The organism is Aeromonas sp. s10 (genome assembly GCF_040907975.1).
GTDB classification, from domain to species: Bacteria; Pseudomonadota; Gammaproteobacteria; order Enterobacterales; family Aeromonadaceae; genus Aeromonas; species Aeromonas caviae.
Genome location: NZ_JBFOCV010000053.1, coordinates 22,841 through 38,625, shown reverse-complemented (window position 1 = coordinate 38,625; position 15,785 = coordinate 22,841). Strand labels below are relative to the sequence as shown.

Genomic DNA, 15,785 nt, shown 5'->3' with positions numbered 1-15,785 from the left:
ACGCCTCACTTGTCCTTGTCCGGATTGGCCGGGTTGAGAAGGGACTGCACCTCGGCTGGCTGCACAAGGTCGCCGGTCTTGTTATCCCAGGCATTGCGTTCATAGGTGATGACGGCGGCCAGTTCCTGCGCCGTCAACTGTTTGCCAAAAGGCTGCATCGCCGTGCCGCTCTTGCCATGCAGGACGATGTCCAGATGCTGGGCCCGATGTTCCGCCTGTGTGGTCACCTTGCTGCCATTGAGCGCCGGGAAGATGCCGGGCAATCCGGTACCCGCGGGCTGATGACAGGCCGCGCAGTGCCCCAGATAGACTTTCTCCCCCTGTGCCATGGCTTGTGGCAACGTCATGGTCTCCGCTGCCTGCGCCTGTTGCTGTGCCTTGGCAGTTGCCTGCTCGTCTCCCTTTCTGGCAATCCACTTCTCGAACTCCTCTGCGGATTTGGCCACCACAACCACAGGCATGAAACCGTGATCCTTGCCGCACAGCTCGGCGCACTGCCCACGATAGGTGCCCGGCTTGTCGATCCGGGTCCAGGACTCGTTGATGTAGCCAGGATTGGCGTCTTTTTTCACGGCGAAGGCGGGAACCCACCAGGAGTGAATGACATCGTCCGAGGTCATCAGGAAACGGATCTTCTTGCCGACCGGCAATACCAGAGGGTTATCCACCTCCAGCAGATAATTGCCGCCCTTGGGGGCATCACCGGAGATCTGCTGTTTGCTGGTCGCCAGCAGGGAATAAAACGCCACTGGATATTCGAGGTATTTGTAATGCCATTTCCATTGCGAGCCCGTGACGAGGACGGTGAGATCGGCCTTAGAGGTATCCTCCATCTTCAACAGGGTCGAGGTTGCCGGTGCCGCCATCGCGATCAGTATCAACACGGGGATGGCCGTCCACAGCAACTCGATGCGGGTGCTTTCGTGAAACTGGGCGGCTTTGGCACCGCGCGATTTTCGATGGTGCACGATGGACCAGAACATGATGCCGAAGACGAGCAGACCGATGACGCAACAGATATAGAAAATCGTCATGTGCAGGTCATAGACCTGCTGACTGATGGCGGTGGCCCCGCGCGTCATGTTGAACCGGATCTCATTGGCAAAGGCGCTGCTGCTGATGAACCACATCATCATTCCGGCACCTGCCTGAGCTGCATCGTTTCTCACATTGCACTCCCTGTGCACGTTGGAGAAGATGGCCTGCATTCAATACACCCAACACTAACCATCTGAAAATAATGCATTTATTAAAATTCATTTCACATTCAAGTATTAGTCCATATTCAGAAAAAACCAAAATGCAGACAGCCCTGACTAGGCTCATCAGAGCAGTGGCAATAGGCAAAACACGAGCAGGGAAGAGGGAGAAACGGGTCCCGGGGTGGCCACGTCTTGAACGGGGAGAGCTTTAGCCATGGTGAGTCGAATCGATGTGCAGAACCCGGGAGGGGCCATGGGGTCCTCCCGGGCTCCGTGGTTTTCTGCCGTGCCAGAGGCGGGGGTCAGCCCGCTGGTGCTTGCTGAGCCAGCAGTCTGGCCAGCAGGGAGCGCAGTGCTTTTATCAGGGCGGGTTTGCCCGCGACACCCTGTCGGGCAGCCAGCTCGGACCAGGACGCATATTGCCAGATGGTGGCGATCAGCAACCGTCGTTCATCCTGACTCAACGCATCCAGCATCATCACTTGCCGGAGCAGCCAGCGTTGCAGTGTCGCCTGGCACAATTCGAATGGCTTGTGATGGTGGGCAAAGCAATCGAGTTCCCGATGCTCGAATTCATCCAGATCCGGCACATGAGTGACAGGTCCGCCTCTGAGGGATAGCCAGACCAGTTCGGTATCCAGCCTCTTGAGTTCACCCGCCAGCAGGGCCGGCAACTGGCTCATGAAACGCTGTCGCCATTGCGCCAGCTCGGCGTGATATTCCGATTGCAACGGCATCAGCAGCAAAGCTGCATGACTGCCGCTGGCCGCATCGCGCTGCAGACCAAGACGCAGCACCTTCAATCCCGCCTTGAGCCAGAATGGCAGCAGATCTGGACTGGCGGAGAAGGCAGATCCCAGATAATCGACCCGTAATGCCCGATAATGTGATACCAGCTTGTCCAGCAACCGGGACCCCAGCCCGAGACGATGAAGGGCAGGATGGATGGCGATGCGCATCACCCTGGCATAAGAGCGCTCCCCCGCCGTCACGAAACCGGCGTGGGCCAGCAGCGACTGGGGCAGCAGATGTCCACGAGGGCGCCTTCGTCCGGCCCAGATCGCGTGCGCCAGATCAGGGGGTATATTGCCCTCCCGCGCGACCAGCGCCACCCCGAGCAACTCCTGTCCCTGCTCCATCAGATGAATGTCGAGATCCGGCCCCTCCAGCAAATACCGCAGATCACTGGGGCTGGTCTGGTAGTGAGCCAGCACGAGCAGGCCGAACACCCGATTGAGCAGCGCGTCATCACGGGCCAGCTCATCTTGTCCGACCAGGCGCCAGGTCGGTGATGTCGGGGGATGAGGTGCCGATATGTCGGCATTCAGACCAAGGAGCCGGAAGATCAGAGGCTCCAGCGGATCGCTCAGGCTCCAGCGAATGGGCTCCACCAAGTGCAGCTCCTGCCAATCCGGGGTTTGCTCATCGAGTACCCTCTTGAAGCGCAGATGAAAGCCGCGCCCCGTCCCCTCATAGCCGTGCTCCGTTGTAGCGAAGACAATGCGACTGTGACGGGCCAGCATGGCTTCCAGCAGCGGGGTCGGGATGGCGGCGGCCTCATCCACCAGCAACAGATCCGCCAGCACATCTCCTTGAGCCACCCGATCAGGGGACACATAACTCAGACCGGCCAGCCGCTCAGGCATCTCTGCCAGCGCGCGCTCTGCATGGGCAAAAAGTGTCGCCACTGTAGCGTGGGAAGGGGCAGTCACCGCTATCGTCAAGGCCGGATCCCGACTCAGCAAGTCGGCGCTCGCCAGCCCCAGCACGGCGCTCTTGCCACGACCGCGATCGGCGCTCAACACCAGGGGGCGACGGCGATGGCCGTGCAACACGTTGTGGATGGCGGGCAGCGCACGGGCCTGATCCGCGCTTAGCGGCCGGTCCCCGTCGAGAGGCTGCCAGGTAATATCACAAGAGGCAGGCGTCAGATCTCGCGCCGGATCTTCTTCCAGCAACCGTACCAGACGGGAGATGAACCCCTGCCCGGCACGATCGACCTCCTCTGGCTGGGCGACCAGCCTCTGACGATCAGGGTCTGGGTAGGTCGGCCATGCCTCCCGCGGCGGGGTCAGCAGAAGCAAGAGCCCCCCAGCCCTCAATGTCCCCGCCAAGGCACCGAATGCATCGGGGTGAAAACCACTGAAGGCATTGAATACCAGGGTGTCGCACTCCTGACCGAGCCGTTGAAGCGCCTTGGCGGCAGGCTGCGGAGCATGACGCTCAGGACCCTGCCCCAGCCAGAACACCGCCCCCCACAGCAAGGATTCGGCACGAACGATGCAGTCATCCTGCTCCCCTTCCAGCCAGATCAGACGTCGCTCGCCGGCATGAGCGATAGCGTGGCGCAAGGCGAGCAGCTCGGCTGACATCATGGAGCTGGGCTGGCGTCTGGCTTCACACGGGGTTCAAACATGCGCTCCCCCATCTGGTCGATGAAGGTATGGGCCTTTTGCACCATGAAGCGCTCGGCATCCGCCGGGTTGGCAAAGAGATCGGAGCGGATGAAGCGATGGGTCTGTAATTGCCCGTCTATCTCCCTGGTGATGCGACCTGCCAGCCTGTATTGCCCCCCTTCCGCCATGGGCTCGGGATAGATGAGATAGCCCATGTATTCGATGGGCTCAACCTCGGGGCTCTGGGCGATCTCTCCCTTGAACAGGGCATTGAATAGTTTTTTGAACATGTTCGCATCCTCTCTGATAAAGGCATTCTCCCCAAGGGTGGAATCACTGGCAAGCACGGGATCTTATTACCATTCGTTCTTTGCACTACGAACCATTCTCATTTAGATTTCATCTCATTCCAGCATGAGGTCCAGATTATGTACGTGTGTTTGTGCCGCGGCATCACAGATAACCAGATCCGCAAGGCGGTACAGGCAGGCAAGACTGAGTTTCGACAGTTGAAACAGTCGCTGGAAGTCGGTGCCCAATGTGGTAAATGTGTGCGCATGGCGATGGAGATCATCGCTACCGAAATCGACAAGATGCAGTCAGAGCAGGCACCGCTCTATTACGAAGTGGCGTAAAATCGCCGACTTCTCGTCTTCATCTCTCCTTCTGCCCTCCAGGGGACGACTTTCCCCATCACGTTATGGTCATGTTTCTGGACTAAGCTCTAGTGATCGTTGCCTAGGCTCGAAAACGAGGAGTAATGTCGATGAAAGGAGATCCCAAAATCATTGCCCACCTCAACAAGGTGCTGGCCAATGAGCTGGTTGCCATCAACCAATACTTCCTGCATGCCCGCATCTATGATGACTGGGGCCTCAAGGGGCTGGGGCACAAGGAGTATCACGAATCCATCGATGAGATGAAACATGCCGACGAGCTGGTCAAGCGGGTGCTGTTTCTGGAAGGGCTGCCCAACTTGCAGGATCTGGGCAAGCTGCGCATCGGTGAGACGGTGGAAGAGATGCTGCGCTGTGACTTGTCTCTGGAGATGGACGCCATCCCCGACCTGAAAGTCGCCATCACCTATGCCGAGTCCGTGCAGGACTACGTCAGCCGCGACCTGTTCCAGGAGATCCTGGAAGATGAAGAGGATCATGTGGACTGGCTAGAAACCCAGCTCGATCTCATCGCCCGTATCGGTATGGAAAACTACCAGCAATCCCAGCTCCATGCCGAGTCATCCTGAATCGCGATGACATCAAGAGACAATCCCAACCCGCCCAGGCGGGTTTTTTCATGGCGCCAGCGGCAGAGATCTTGCCGAACGATACGGTGGCCAACCTGGCTGCTGACAAGGCAGGCCAGAGTCTGTCAGGATGGCAGGCGCCAGATTGAACCACCTCCGGGATCACAGTTACGATGCATGGGGCAGCGGCAGGCGCCGCTTTCGATTAGGATACGACCCCATTCCCATCATTTTGCTACGGATGACCTCCATGGAACTGATTGCACGCGAGATGGCGCCCCACAAACGGGTTGCCCTGGTGGCTCACGACAACATGAAAGCCCCTCTGCTGAACTGGGTGCTGCGCCGTAAGGAGGAGCTCAAGCTCCACCATCTCTATGCGACCGGCACCACGGGCACCCTGCTCGGCAAGAAGGCGCAGCTACCCATTACCTGCCTCTTCTCCGGCCCCATGGGAGGGGATCAGCAGCTCGGCGCCCTCATCGCCGAAGGGAAGATAGACGTGATGATCTTCTTCTGGGATCCCCTCAATCCCGCCGCCCACGATCCTGACGTCAAGGCCCTGCTGCGCCTCGCGGCTGTCTGGAACATCCCGGTCGCCACCAACGAGGCGACGGCGGACTTCATCATGGACAGCCCGCACATGCAGCAGGCATTCAGCGTCCAGGTGCCCGACTACGCCGGCTACCTCAAGGCCAGAACCGAATAAGCAACGCCAGACAGCAAAGAGCCGGAACAGATGTCCGGCTCTTTTCTTTTATGGGGATGGGGAAAGGTCAGCGCTGGAGGCTCTTCTGCGCGAACTTGGGTCTGGCGTTCATGATCTGCTCCACCTGCTCGTCGCTCATCTTGCCCCGCGACAGTCCCAGAACCTTGTAGGTCAGCAGAGGGCGAGCCGGCAGGGCGATCATCAGGGCGCGGATCTGGTTCTCGTCTTCCTTCTCTCGCGCCGGCTTGCCGTAGGCGTAGGTGAGCACGCCGGCATCCATCAGGTTTTTGACGGCGGGTTCGGTGATCGGCAGGTTTATGACGCTTTTCCGTTGCAGTACGAACTCCCGCAGCACCGCCTTCTCGTTGAAGTCGAGGAAGCCAATCATCTGGGCCAGTTGATCCTGCTGGCGGCGGGACTGCCACTCGTCACAGGCCCACTCCCAGGCGATCAGGAAGCCCTGACTGCAGAAATAGGAGATGGCGATCAACATGCCGACCCCAAGCCAGGCCGCATGAGCCGTGGCCCACTGGCTCACGGCACCTTTCATCAATCCGGCCGGAAACAGCAGGATGATGCTGCAGCAAAGCAGCAGCCAGACCATCAGCCAGTTGAGGCGATTAAGCTGGTAAAAATGTTGGATCCACCGTTTCATCGTTCACCCTTCCCAAGTCAATGTGGACAGTAGCCAACTCGTAGCAATCGCTGTGCCAGCACAAGGATTCCCGTAAAAAGATCAGGATCCCGGACGGGAGAGTCGAGGGGTTGTCACATCCTTTTACAACTTGTCGCGCGGATCATCCCCTGTTGGCCTTGCGCCTCACCGAGCCACTTGGTAAAAAGCCCGCACTGTCACTGGGGAGTAGCAACCCGCCCGAAATCCGGGCAGGGCCCATGTCAACACTCTTGGATCCACAGATCCATGGCATGGGCGGCGATAGCACCTATCGTCCTGCAAGACCTTTGGCCTCGATATGCACGCCAGCCGGGCGAGCCGTATCGGGTCCATCGGTTGTTCTGCTCGCCTGGCGGTTACTCATCATGCTGATCACCCTGCTGTTATTTCTGATCTCTGCCGTCACCATCTATCTGGCCTGCGAATACTTCGTCAACGGCATCGAATGGACCGGCCATCATTTCAAACTGTCCCAAAGCGCCACCGGTTCTCTGCTGGCTGCCCTCGGCACGGCCCTGCCCGAATGCATCGTCACCCTGACCGCGCTGCTGATGGGGGATGCCCCCGCCCAGCAGCAGATAGGCATAGGTGCGGCCCTCGGCGGTCCCCTGGTGCTCTCCACCCTTGGCTATGCCGCCGTTGGCGTGACCCTGCTGCTGTGCCTGGACCATGGGCACAGGGTCATTCATGGTGAGGTGCAGCGCGAAATAGGCCGCGATCAGGTCTGGTTTGCCGGTATCTTCCTGCTGGCCGTGCTGCTTGGCATGGTGGCCTTCACCGGTAAAACCTGGCTGGCCCCCCTGTTCGTGCTGATGTACCTCCTCTATGTGCGACGTGAGCTGAAACAGACCGACAGCCACGATGCGGAATTGCCCTCCCCCCTCATGCTGGATCCGCACGCCAGGATCCCGGCGCTCGGCAAGGTGCTGCTGCAAACCCTGGTGGCGCTCGGTGTGGTGGCGCTGGCGGCCCAGCTGTTCGTTCACCAGCTGGAGAACATGGGCGAGCTGTCCGGTCTCTCTCCGGTGCTGGCGGCCCTGCTGCTGAGCCCGGTGGCCACCGAAATGCCCGAGCTGATGAACGTGCTTATCTGGGTGCGGCAGGGCAAACACCGGCTGGCGCTGGCCAATATCTCCGGCGCCATGATGATCCAGGGCACCATTCCCAAGGCGTTCTGCCTGCTGTTCACTCCCTGGCTGCTGGACAGCACCATGATGGCCTCCTCCCTGGTGACGCTGCTGGCGGTCACGCTGCTGTGGTGGGGGTTCAGTCGGGAGCGGATGACGGTGGGCAGGCTCGCCCTGGTGGGACTGGTTTACCTGGGTTTCTGCGGCTGGCTGATGATGAGCTGAGGGCCGGTATCCGCCCCCGGCCCAACAAGAAAGGGCAGGATCCCATCCTGCCCTTCATCTCACGGGGTAGTGTCAATCAGACCGATCCGAGGTCTTAGAACTGCTGGAACCAGCGCTGGATCTGGGCCGGATCCTTGCTCTGGGTCAAGGCGAGCATCAGCAGCACCCGCGCCTTCTGCGGATTGAGGGTCTCGGCGGCGACGAAGCCGTACTTGGCGTCATCGATCTCGGCATCCAGGGTGGTGGAGCCGGTCGGCACGCGGGCGGAACGCACCACGCGAATGCCGTCCTTGCTCGCCTTGGCCAGGGTGTCGAACAGGGTGTGGTAGAGGTTGCCGTTGCCCACCCCGGCGCTGACGATGCCGTCAAACTTGGCATCCACCAGGGCCTTGGCCGGCAGGTCCGAGGCGTTGGCGTAGCTGTAGACGATGCCGACCTGGGGCAGCTTGTCGAGCTTGCTCACGTCGAACGGGGTCTTGCTGGTGTGCTGGCGGGCCGGGCTGCGCTGGTAGTCGATCTTGCCGTTGTGGATGTAGCCGAGCGGGCCGAAGTTGGGGGAGGCGAAGGTCTGCACTCCTGTGGTGTTGGTCTTGGTGACGTCGCGGGCATCCAGCACGGTGTCGTTCATCGCCACCATGACGCCACGTCCCTTTGAGGCGGGGTCGGAGGCAGTCACCACGGCGTTGTAGAGGTTCATGGGGCCGTCGGCGCTCATGGCGGTGGAGGGGCGCATGGCGCCCACCAGCACCACCGGCTTGTCGCTCTTGACGGTCAGATTGAGGAAGTAGGCGGTCTCCTCCATGGTGTCGGTGCCATGGGTGATGACGATGCCGTCCACGTCATCCCTGGCCAGCAGAGCGTTGACGCGCTTGGCGAGCGTGAGCCACACCTCGTCGTTCATGTCCTGGGAGCCGATCTTGACCACCTGCTCACCCTGCACGTCGGCCACGTTTTTCATCTCGGGCACGGCGGCGATCAGCGTCTCGATGGCCACCTTGCCGGCCTCGTAGTTGGACTGGGTGGCGGACTGGCCCGCCCCGGCGATGGTGCCGCCGGTGGCCAGAATGTGCACGCTGGGCAGCGCCATGGCCATGGGGGAGAGGGTCAGGCCGAGTACGGCGGCGATCAGGGTCTTGCGAATGGGAAGGGTCATGCTGCAATCCTTTTGGATGAGGGAATTGCAGCATTTTTATTCTTTTTAAACGGGATTTAAGTGATCATTCTCACCAATAAAAAGAAGTAAACAGAATATTAGTCTGATTTATACCAATTAAGTGATAATTCACTCTACCTGAAAGCCTCTCGCCTCGATCAGGGCGATCAACTCGGCTTTGCTCAGCTCGCTCTCGATGGCTGCCTTGCGGCTGGCAAAGTCGACCGTGGCGGTGCGGACTGCTGGCTGGGCCAGCAGGGCCTTTTGCAGGCTGGCAGCGCAACCGCCGCAGGACATGCCGGTAACGGTGAGTTCGATGGTCATGGGCTCTCTCCTCTGTCGATGTGACATCAGCCTAAAGCTGCCGCCTCCGGCAAGGTCAAGGGCGAATGTCGATCCCGTCAACCCCGGGTCGTGCATCATGGCGGCGCCCCATCACCCCATCAGTCCCAGGTAGTTCATCAGGGCGGCCCCCAGGCTGGTGGTGACGAGCGAGCCCAGGGTGGTGGTGGCGATGATGTTGGCCGCCAGGGCGCTGTCCCCCCCCATGGCGCGGGTCATCACATAGCTGGCTGCGGCGGTGGGGGTAGAGCTGATGAGAAACAGGATGCCGAGGGCCTGAGGGCTGAAACCGAGCGCCCAGGCCCCCAGCACCAGCAGCACGGGGATGCAGCACAACCGGTTGACCGTGGCCCAGCCGGTCAGCATGGCGCCGCCGCGCAGGGCCTTGAGGTTGAGGCTGGCGCCGGTGCAGAGCAGGGCCAGCGGCAGGGTCATGTTGGCGAAATAGTTGCCCGTGCTGATGACCAGCTGGGGCAGTTCAATGCCGAGCAGACCGAAGGGCAGGGCCGCCAGAATGGCGATGATGAGGGGGTTTTTGACGATCCCCTTGAGTATGGGGGCGAGCCCCTTTCCGCCCCCCAGGCTGCGGGTCAGGGTGATCACCGCAAGGATGTTGTAGAGCACTGTGATGGAGCCCACCAGCAGGGCGGCGGCCCCTATCCCTTCCGGGCCGTAGGCGTTTTGCACATAGGCCAGCCCCATGATCCCCATGTTGCCGCGAAAGCTGCCCTGCACGAAGATGCCCCGCAATTTCTGCTCGCTGATGAAACGGGCCGCCAGCACCTCCAGCACCAGGAAACCGGCGAGGGTGCCGAGCAGGCCGTAGAGGATGAGCCAGGGGCTCGGCATGGTGGAAAAATCGGTGCGCACCATGCTCAGGAACAAGAGAGCTGGCAGGGTGACCTGGAACACCAGACGGGAGGCGGACTCGACGAAGCTGTCGGGCAAGAGACCCAGCCGCTTGAGCCAGATGCCGAGTACCAGCACCAGACAGATGGGGCCCGTGATGGAGAGAGAGAAGTGCAGACTTGCCAACAGATCCATGATGCGCGTCCTGTGCAACGGCGAAGAAAGTCGCCTGGGAAAGGGCATTCTAACGCCATGGGCTTGTATTCACAGGAGTTAATCACAACAATGTCTGCATCCCGGTTGTCGCCCTCCCCTGTCACGGATCCCCCATGGAAAAGAAACTGACCATCCTCGATATCGCTCGCCTCAGCGGGGTCGGCAAGTCGACCGTCTCCCGGGTGCTCAATCAGGATCCCAAGGTCAATGCCCAGACCAGGGCCAGGGTCGAATCGGTGATCGCCCAGCACGGTTTCGTCCCGAGCAAATCGGCGCGGGCCATGCGCAGCCAGAGCCAGCAGGTGGTCGGCATCGTGGTGTCGCGCCTCGACTCCAGCTCCGAGAACCAGGCGGTGCGCGGCATGCTGGAGACCCTCTACCAGCGTGGCTACGACGCCGTGCTGATGGAGAGCAAGTTCTCCCCCGCCAAGGTGAGCGAGCACCTGGCGGTGCTGGAGCGGCGCGGGGTGGACGGCATCATCCTGTTTGCCTTCAACGATCTGGACTATGCCGCCATGGCGCCGCTCAGGGAGAAACTGGTGCTGATGGCCCGCGAGCGCCCAGGCTTCTCGTCGGTCTGCTTCGACGATGACGGGGCGGTGCGCGCCGTGCTCGCCCACCTCGGGGAGCGTGGCCTGACCGAGGTCGCCTATCTCGGGGTGGAACGCAGCGATCTCACCACGGGGCTGCGTCGGCATCAGGCTTACCTCGACTACTGTCAGGAACAGGGGCGCACACCCCGCAGCGCCCTCGGGGATCTCGGTCTGCAAAGCGGCTATCGGCTCGCGGCCGAGCTGCTCACCCCCACCACCCAGGCCATGGTCTGCGCCAGCGACACCCTGGCCATCGGCGCCGCCAAATACCTGCAGGAGCAGGGTCGCACCGACATCCTGGTGAGCGGCCTTGGCAGCAATCCCATGCTGACTTTCCTCTTTGCCAACACCCTCAGCCTGGATTTCGGCTACAAGGACGCCGGCATCCTGGCCGCCAGACAGCTGCTCGACCAGATTGAAGAGGGGCAGCCCCCCAGAGCAACCATCGCCCCCTGTCAGCCCCTGTAGTCTATCTTTTCCTCCATTCCCGGCGTTTTGCGCTTTTTGTGACCAGAGCCACGAATTGGGAACGTTCCCATTGCCGATACCAGCCACTGGCTTCATGCTGATTGGGAACGATACCAATAAACGGGCGGTCCTTGGCCAGCCGGTAAAGACACGACCATTATTCATGGAGTCACAGAGGGAAGGCTCATGTCAAAAGTCAACACACAGCATCTGGCGCAGCTGATCGAGCGGATCGGCGGCAAAGAGAACATCACCACTGTCAGCCACTGCCTGACCCGGCTCAGGTTCGTGCTGGCCGATCCGGCCAAGGCCGACCCCAAGGCCATCGAGACCATCCCTTCGGTGAAGGGAAGCTTCACCCAGGGCGGCCAGTTCCAGGTGGTGATCGGCAACGAGGTGGATCAGTGGTACAAGGCGCTCACCCAGGAGATCGGCGTGAGCGGTGGCAGCAAGGAGGCCGCCAAGCAGGCCGCCCGCCACAACATGAACCCGTTGGAGCGCGGCATCTCCCACCTGGCCGAGATCTTCGTCCCCCTGCTGCCCGCCATCATCACCGGTGGTTTGATCCTGGGCTTTCGCAACGTCATCGGCGACATCAAGATGTTCGACGACGGCACCCACACCCTCACCGAAATCAGCCAGTTCTGGGCCCAGGTGCACGCCTTCCTCTGGCTGCTGGGTGAAGCCATCTTCCACTTCCTGCCGGTGGGTGTCTGCTGGTCTGCGGTGAAGAAGATGGGCGGCTCCGAGATCCTCGGCATCGTGCTGGGTATCACGCTGGTGTCGCCGCAACTGATGAACGCCTATGGCATCGGCCAGCAGACCCCGGAAGTGTGGGACTTCGGCCTCTTCGTCATCCAGAAGGTGGGGTATCAGGCCCAGGTCATTCCGGCCCTGCTGGCGGGTGTCTTCCTCGCCTGGGTGGAGACCAGCCTCAAGCGCATCATCCCGGCCTATCTCTACCTGGTGATTGTGCCCTTCATCTCCCTGCTGCTGGCGGTGATCGTGGCCCACGCCCTGATCGGTCCGTTCGGCCGCTGGATTGGTGACGGCGTCGGCTTTGCCGCCAAGGCGGCCATGACGGGTTCGTTTGCCCCCATCGGCGCAGCCCTGTTCGGCTTCCTCTATGCGCCCCTGGTCATCACCGGCATCCACCACACCACCAACGCGGTGGACCTGCAACTGATGCAGAGCATGGGCGGCACCCCCATCTGGCCGCTGATCGCCCTCTCCAACATCGCCCAGGCGTCTGCGGTCGTCGGCATCATCCTGATCAGCCGCAAGGAGAACGAGCGGGAGATCTCGGTCCCGGCCGCCATCTCCGCCTATCTCGGGGTGACCGAGCCGGCCATGTACGGCATCAACCTCAAGTACAAGTTCCCCATGTTGTGCGCCATGGTGGGCTCAAGCTGTGCGGCTCTCATCTGCGGCTTCGCCGGGGTGATGGCCAACGGCATCGGGGTGGGCGGCCTGCCAGGCATCCTCTCCATCCAGCCGCAATACTGGGGCATCTACGCCATCGCCATGCTGGTGGCCATCGTGGTCCCCGCCCTGCTGACCCTGCTGGTCTACAAGCGCCAGCAGGCTGCCGGCAAGCTGGATCTGGCCACGGCCTGATCCACACAACCTCGGCGGAGCCCTGGCTCCGCCTTTATATCGTTGCCCTGTTCCAACTAATCCGGTTTCAACCAATGAGCGAACCAACCATGACACAGACACCCTGGTGGCAAAGCGCCGTGATTTACCAGATCTACCCCAAAAGCTTTCAGGATTCCGGCGCCCGTGGCACCGGTGATCTCAAGGGGATCATGGCCCGCCTCGACTATCTCAAGACGCTGGGGGTCGATGCCCTCTGGCTGACCCCGGTCTACGTCTCCCCCCAGGTGGACAACGGCTACGACATCGCCGATTACCTCAACATAGATCCCGCCTACGGCACCATGACCGACTTCGAGGCCCTGCTGGCCGCCGCCCATGCGCGCGGCATCCGCATCGTGATGGATATCGTGGTCAACCACACCTCCACCGAGCACGCCTGGTTCAAGTCGGCGCTGGGGGACAAGAACAGCCCCTATCGCGACTACTACATCTGGAAAGATCCGGTGGACGGCGGCGTGCCCAACAACTGGCAATCCAAGTTTGGCGGCAGCGCCTGGGAGCTGGACCCGGCCACCGGCCAGTACTACCTGCACCTCTTTGCCCGCGAGCAGGCGGATCTCAACTGGGAAAACCCGGCCGTGCGCGCCGAGGTGAAGAAGATCATCCATTTCTGGGCGAAGAAAGGGGTCGATGGTTTCCGCCTCGACGTCATCAATCTCATCTCCAAGGATCAGGCATTCCCTGACGACGAGGTGGGGGATGGCCGCCGCTTCTACACCGACGGGCCGCGCATCCACGAATTTTTGCAGGATGTGAGCCGCGACGTCTTCGCCCCCGTGGGGGCCATGACGGTGGGCGAGATGTCTTCCACCAGCCTGGAACACTGCCAGCGCTATGGCGCGCTGGATGGTTCCGAGCTCTCCATGGTGTTCAACTTCCATCACCTCAAGGTGGATTACCCGGGCGGCGACAAGTGGACCAAGGCCCCGTTCGATTTCCTCGAACTCAAGCGCATCTTCAACCACTGGCAGAGCGGTATGCATGGCAAGGGGTGGTCGGCGCTCTTCTGGTGCAACCACGATCAGCCGCGCATCGTCTCCCGTTTCGGCGATGAGGACGAGCATAGGGTGGTCGCCGCCAAAATGCTGGCCAGCACGCTGCACGGCCTGCAAGGCACCCCCTACATCTATCAGGGGGAGGAGATCGGCATGACCAACCCCGGCTATCAGCACATCGACGACTATCAGGATGTGGAGAGCCGCAACATCTTCGCCATCAAGCAGGCGGAAGGGATGAGCGAGGCCGAGATCCTCGCCATTCTCGGCGCCAAGTCCCGGGACAACTCGCGCACCCCGATGCAGTGGAGTGCCGCCGCCAACGCCGGTTTCACCAGCGGGACGCCCTGGCTCAAGCCAGCCGCCAACTACCCCGAGATCAACGCCGAGGCGGCGCTCGCCGACCAGCACTCGGTGTTCTGGCACTATCGGGATCTCATCGCCCTTCGCAAGGCGCACCCCATCTTCACTCAGGGGGATTATCAGGAGCTGCTGACCGGGCACCCGCAGATCTGGGCCTATGCCCGCCGCGCCGACGATCAGACCCTGCTGGTGGTGAGCAACTTCTACGGCGAGCCAGTGGAGTTTGCCTTGCCTGCCGAGCTGCAAAGCGGGGAGGGGCGACTGCTGCTTGGCAACTACCCGGATAGCCCGGCCCGCCCGCAATCCTGCAAGCTGCGCCCTTACGAATCCCTGATCTGGCTGATGGAGCAATGATGACTGACGCAACAACAGTGCAGCGGCCCGCCGTGCGTGGCCCCGAGTGGCAGAAGATGGTGGCGGGAGCGCCCTATGATGCAGGGGACCCCGAACTGCGGGCTGCGCGGGAGCAGTGCCGCGCCCTGCTGGGAGAACTGAACCGGGAGCGAACCGATGCCCCTGACTGGGATGAGCGCCTCACCCGCCTGCTGGGTGGCCGCGCAGAACGCTGTTTCATCACGCCCCCCTTCTTCTGCGACTATGGCGCCAACATCTTTGTCGGCGAGAATTTCTACGCCAATTTCAACTGCACCATCCTGGATGTGTGCGAGGTACACATAGGCGACAACGTGCTGCTGGCCCCCGGAGTGCAGATCTACACCGCTACCCACCCGGTGGCGGTAGTGCCGCGCATCAAGGGGGTGGAGTTCGGCAAGCCGGTGCGTATCGGCAACAACGTCTGGATTGGGGGCAGCGTCGTCATCTGCCCGGGCGTCACCATAGGGGACAACAGCGTCATCGGGGCGGGGTCCGTTGTCACCAGAGACATTCCGGCAGGCGTGGTGGCGGTCGGCAATCCCTGCCGGGTCTTGCGCCCCATGACGGCAGAGGAGCTGGCGCCCGGAGAACCTGGCTGACACAGAAGGGGCAGGCCGTACCTGCCCCTGTTCGTTTCCCTGACGGCGCTCCCGCAATGCCGGCAAGGCTTCGGCGCAACCCCCTCTTTACCCGGGCAGCAAGGCGCCGCAACGCTTGTGCTGTCCCATGACCACCAGAGTCTTGAAACTGCGCACCTGGTCCCTGGCATGGAGCACCCGACGGGTGAACTGCTCGTAACTTTGCATGTCCCTGGCGGCCACTTGCAGCACGAAGTCCTGCTCCCCCGTCACATACCAGAGATCCATCACCTCGGGTTCCCGCTGCAGGCTGGCGATCATCTCATCGACGATGTGGCCATGATCCCGCTCCAGGGTCACCAGCACCAGCATGGTGATGGGCCAGCCCATGGTGGACGGTGCCACCAGCGCCACTTCCCGCTCGATGAGACCGGACTCCCGCAAGGCGCGGACGCGGCGGTAGCAAGCTGGGGCGGAAAGACCGACCCTGTGGGCCAGCTCCGGCGTGGGCAGACGGGCATCCTGTTGCAGCTCGGCGAGGATGAGCAGATCAAATTTGTCGGTCATGGGGTTCATTAGATAAAAATTATCGCACAAGGCCAGTATTAGACCG

At 61.4% G+C, this 15,785-nt stretch carries 16 protein-coding genes and 1 riboswitch; of the genes, 8 read left to right on the top strand and 8 right to left on the bottom strand.

What is annotated here, in order from left to right:
* Positions 1-5: 5 nt before the first annotated feature.
* From coxB to AB5Y59_RS20170, 3 genes are all read right to left on the bottom strand, one after another.
* Positions 6-1,136, bottom strand: coding sequence for a cytochrome c oxidase subunit II (gene coxB / locus AB5Y59_RS20180; protein WP_223917946.1), 1,131 nt, complete (start codon positions 1,134-1,136; stop codon positions 6-8).
* A 368-nt stretch (positions 1,137-1,504) separates the two neighbouring features.
* Positions 1,505-3,577 carry a tRNA(Met) cytidine acetyltransferase TmcA gene (locus AB5Y59_RS20175; protein WP_368212557.1) on the bottom strand — a complete coding sequence of 691 codons (2,073 nt, stop codon included), beginning with the start codon at positions 3,575-3,577 and terminating at the stop codon, positions 1,505-1,507.
* Entirely contained in the window at positions 3,574-3,888 is a 315-nt protein-coding gene (locus AB5Y59_RS20170) for an HlyU family transcriptional regulator (RefSeq protein ID WP_041211748.1), read from the bottom strand. Before AB5Y59_RS20170 ends, AB5Y59_RS20175 begins: the two co-directional genes overlap by 4 nt.
* 138 nt (positions 3,889-4,026) lie before the next feature.
* Between AB5Y59_RS20170 and AB5Y59_RS20165 the strand changes: the two genes are divergently transcribed.
* The 3 genes from AB5Y59_RS20165 to AB5Y59_RS20155 all read left to right on the top strand — a co-directional run bounded on the left by AB5Y59_RS20165 (position 4,027) and on the right by AB5Y59_RS20155 (position 5,553).
* Entirely contained in the window at positions 4,027-4,233 is a 207-nt protein-coding gene (locus AB5Y59_RS20165) for a bacterioferritin-associated ferredoxin (RefSeq protein WP_268451430.1), read from the top strand.
* Between the two features lie 131 nt (positions 4,234-4,364).
* Complete coding sequence (gene bfr, locus AB5Y59_RS20160; protein ID WP_268451429.1) at positions 4,365-4,844, top strand: bacterioferritin; 480 nt, start codon at positions 4,365-4,367, stop codon at positions 4,842-4,844.
* A gap of 250 nt (positions 4,845-5,094) precedes the next feature.
* A complete protein-coding gene (locus AB5Y59_RS20155) occupies positions 5,095-5,553 on the top strand; it encodes a methylglyoxal synthase (RefSeq protein ID WP_041211864.1) in 459 nt (152 codons plus the stop codon).
* 67 nt (positions 5,554-5,620) lie between these two features.
* Here the strand turns inward: AB5Y59_RS20155 and AB5Y59_RS20150 are convergent, their stop codons facing one another.
* The gene (locus AB5Y59_RS20150) at positions 5,621-6,208 is read right to left on the bottom strand and encodes a superinfection exclusion B family protein (protein ID WP_041213974.1); all 588 of its coding nucleotides are present in this window, start codon (positions 6,206-6,208) and stop codon (positions 5,621-5,623) included.
* Positions 6,209-6,398: 190 nt separating this feature from the next.
* Positions 6,399-6,505, top strand: a riboswitch (yybP-ykoY riboswitch).
* Positions 6,506-6,594: 89 nt separating this feature from the next.
* Between AB5Y59_RS20150 and AB5Y59_RS20145 the strand changes: the two genes are divergently transcribed.
* Positions 6,595-7,581, top strand: a complete 987-nt coding sequence (locus AB5Y59_RS20145; protein ID WP_069651958.1) for a sodium:calcium antiporter — start codon at positions 6,595-6,597, stop codon at positions 7,579-7,581.
* Between the two features lie 94 nt (positions 7,582-7,675).
* Here AB5Y59_RS20145 and ansB read toward each other — a convergent pair whose 3' ends face one another.
* From ansB to AB5Y59_RS20130, 3 genes are all read right to left on the bottom strand, one after another.
* Complete coding sequence (gene ansB, locus AB5Y59_RS20140) at positions 7,676-8,734, bottom strand: L-asparaginase 2 (RefSeq protein WP_048208529.1); 1,059 nt, start codon at positions 8,732-8,734, stop codon at positions 7,676-7,678.
* A 129-nt stretch (positions 8,735-8,863) separates the two neighbouring features.
* Positions 8,864-9,058, bottom strand: a complete 195-nt coding sequence (locus tag AB5Y59_RS20135; protein WP_113069029.1) for a heavy-metal-associated domain-containing protein — start codon at positions 9,056-9,058, stop codon at positions 8,864-8,866.
* Positions 9,059-9,169: 111 nt separating this feature from the next.
* Complete coding sequence (locus tag AB5Y59_RS20130) at positions 9,170-10,120, bottom strand: AEC family transporter (protein ID WP_201888119.1); 951 nt, start codon at positions 10,118-10,120, stop codon at positions 9,170-9,172.
* A 134-nt stretch (positions 10,121-10,254) separates the two neighbouring features.
* Between AB5Y59_RS20130 and treR the strand changes: the two genes are divergently transcribed.
* The 4 genes from treR to AB5Y59_RS20110 all read left to right on the top strand — a co-directional run bounded on the left by treR (position 10,255) and on the right by AB5Y59_RS20110 (position 15,193).
* Positions 10,255-11,202 (top strand): trehalose operon repressor TreR, encoded by a 948-nt coding sequence (gene treR / locus AB5Y59_RS20125; protein ID WP_069651963.1) that lies wholly within the window; start codon positions 10,255-10,257, stop codon positions 11,200-11,202.
* A gap of 186 nt (positions 11,203-11,388) precedes the next feature.
* Positions 11,389-12,819, top strand: coding sequence for a PTS trehalose transporter subunit IIBC (gene treB, locus AB5Y59_RS20120; RefSeq protein WP_039039721.1), 1,431 nt, complete (start codon positions 11,389-11,391; stop codon positions 12,817-12,819).
* An 89-nt stretch (positions 12,820-12,908) separates the two neighbouring features.
* Positions 12,909-14,573, top strand: coding sequence for an alpha,alpha-phosphotrehalase (gene treC / locus AB5Y59_RS20115; RefSeq protein ID WP_263308353.1), 1,665 nt, complete (start codon positions 12,909-12,911; stop codon positions 14,571-14,573).
* The gene (locus tag AB5Y59_RS20110) at positions 14,573-15,193 is read left to right on the top strand and encodes a sugar O-acetyltransferase (RefSeq protein WP_368212556.1); all 621 of its coding nucleotides are present in this window, start codon (positions 14,573-14,575) and stop codon (positions 15,191-15,193) included. The genes treC and AB5Y59_RS20110 overlap by 1 nt, the downstream gene beginning before the upstream one ends.
* Before the next feature lie 87 nt (positions 15,194-15,280).
* Here AB5Y59_RS20110 and AB5Y59_RS20105 read toward each other — a convergent pair whose 3' ends face one another.
* Positions 15,281-15,739 carry an Lrp/AsnC family transcriptional regulator gene (locus AB5Y59_RS20105; protein ID WP_368212555.1) on the bottom strand — a complete coding sequence of 153 codons (459 nt, stop codon included), beginning with the start codon at positions 15,737-15,739 and terminating at the stop codon, positions 15,281-15,283.
* Between the last annotated feature and the right edge of the window lie 46 nt (positions 15,740-15,785).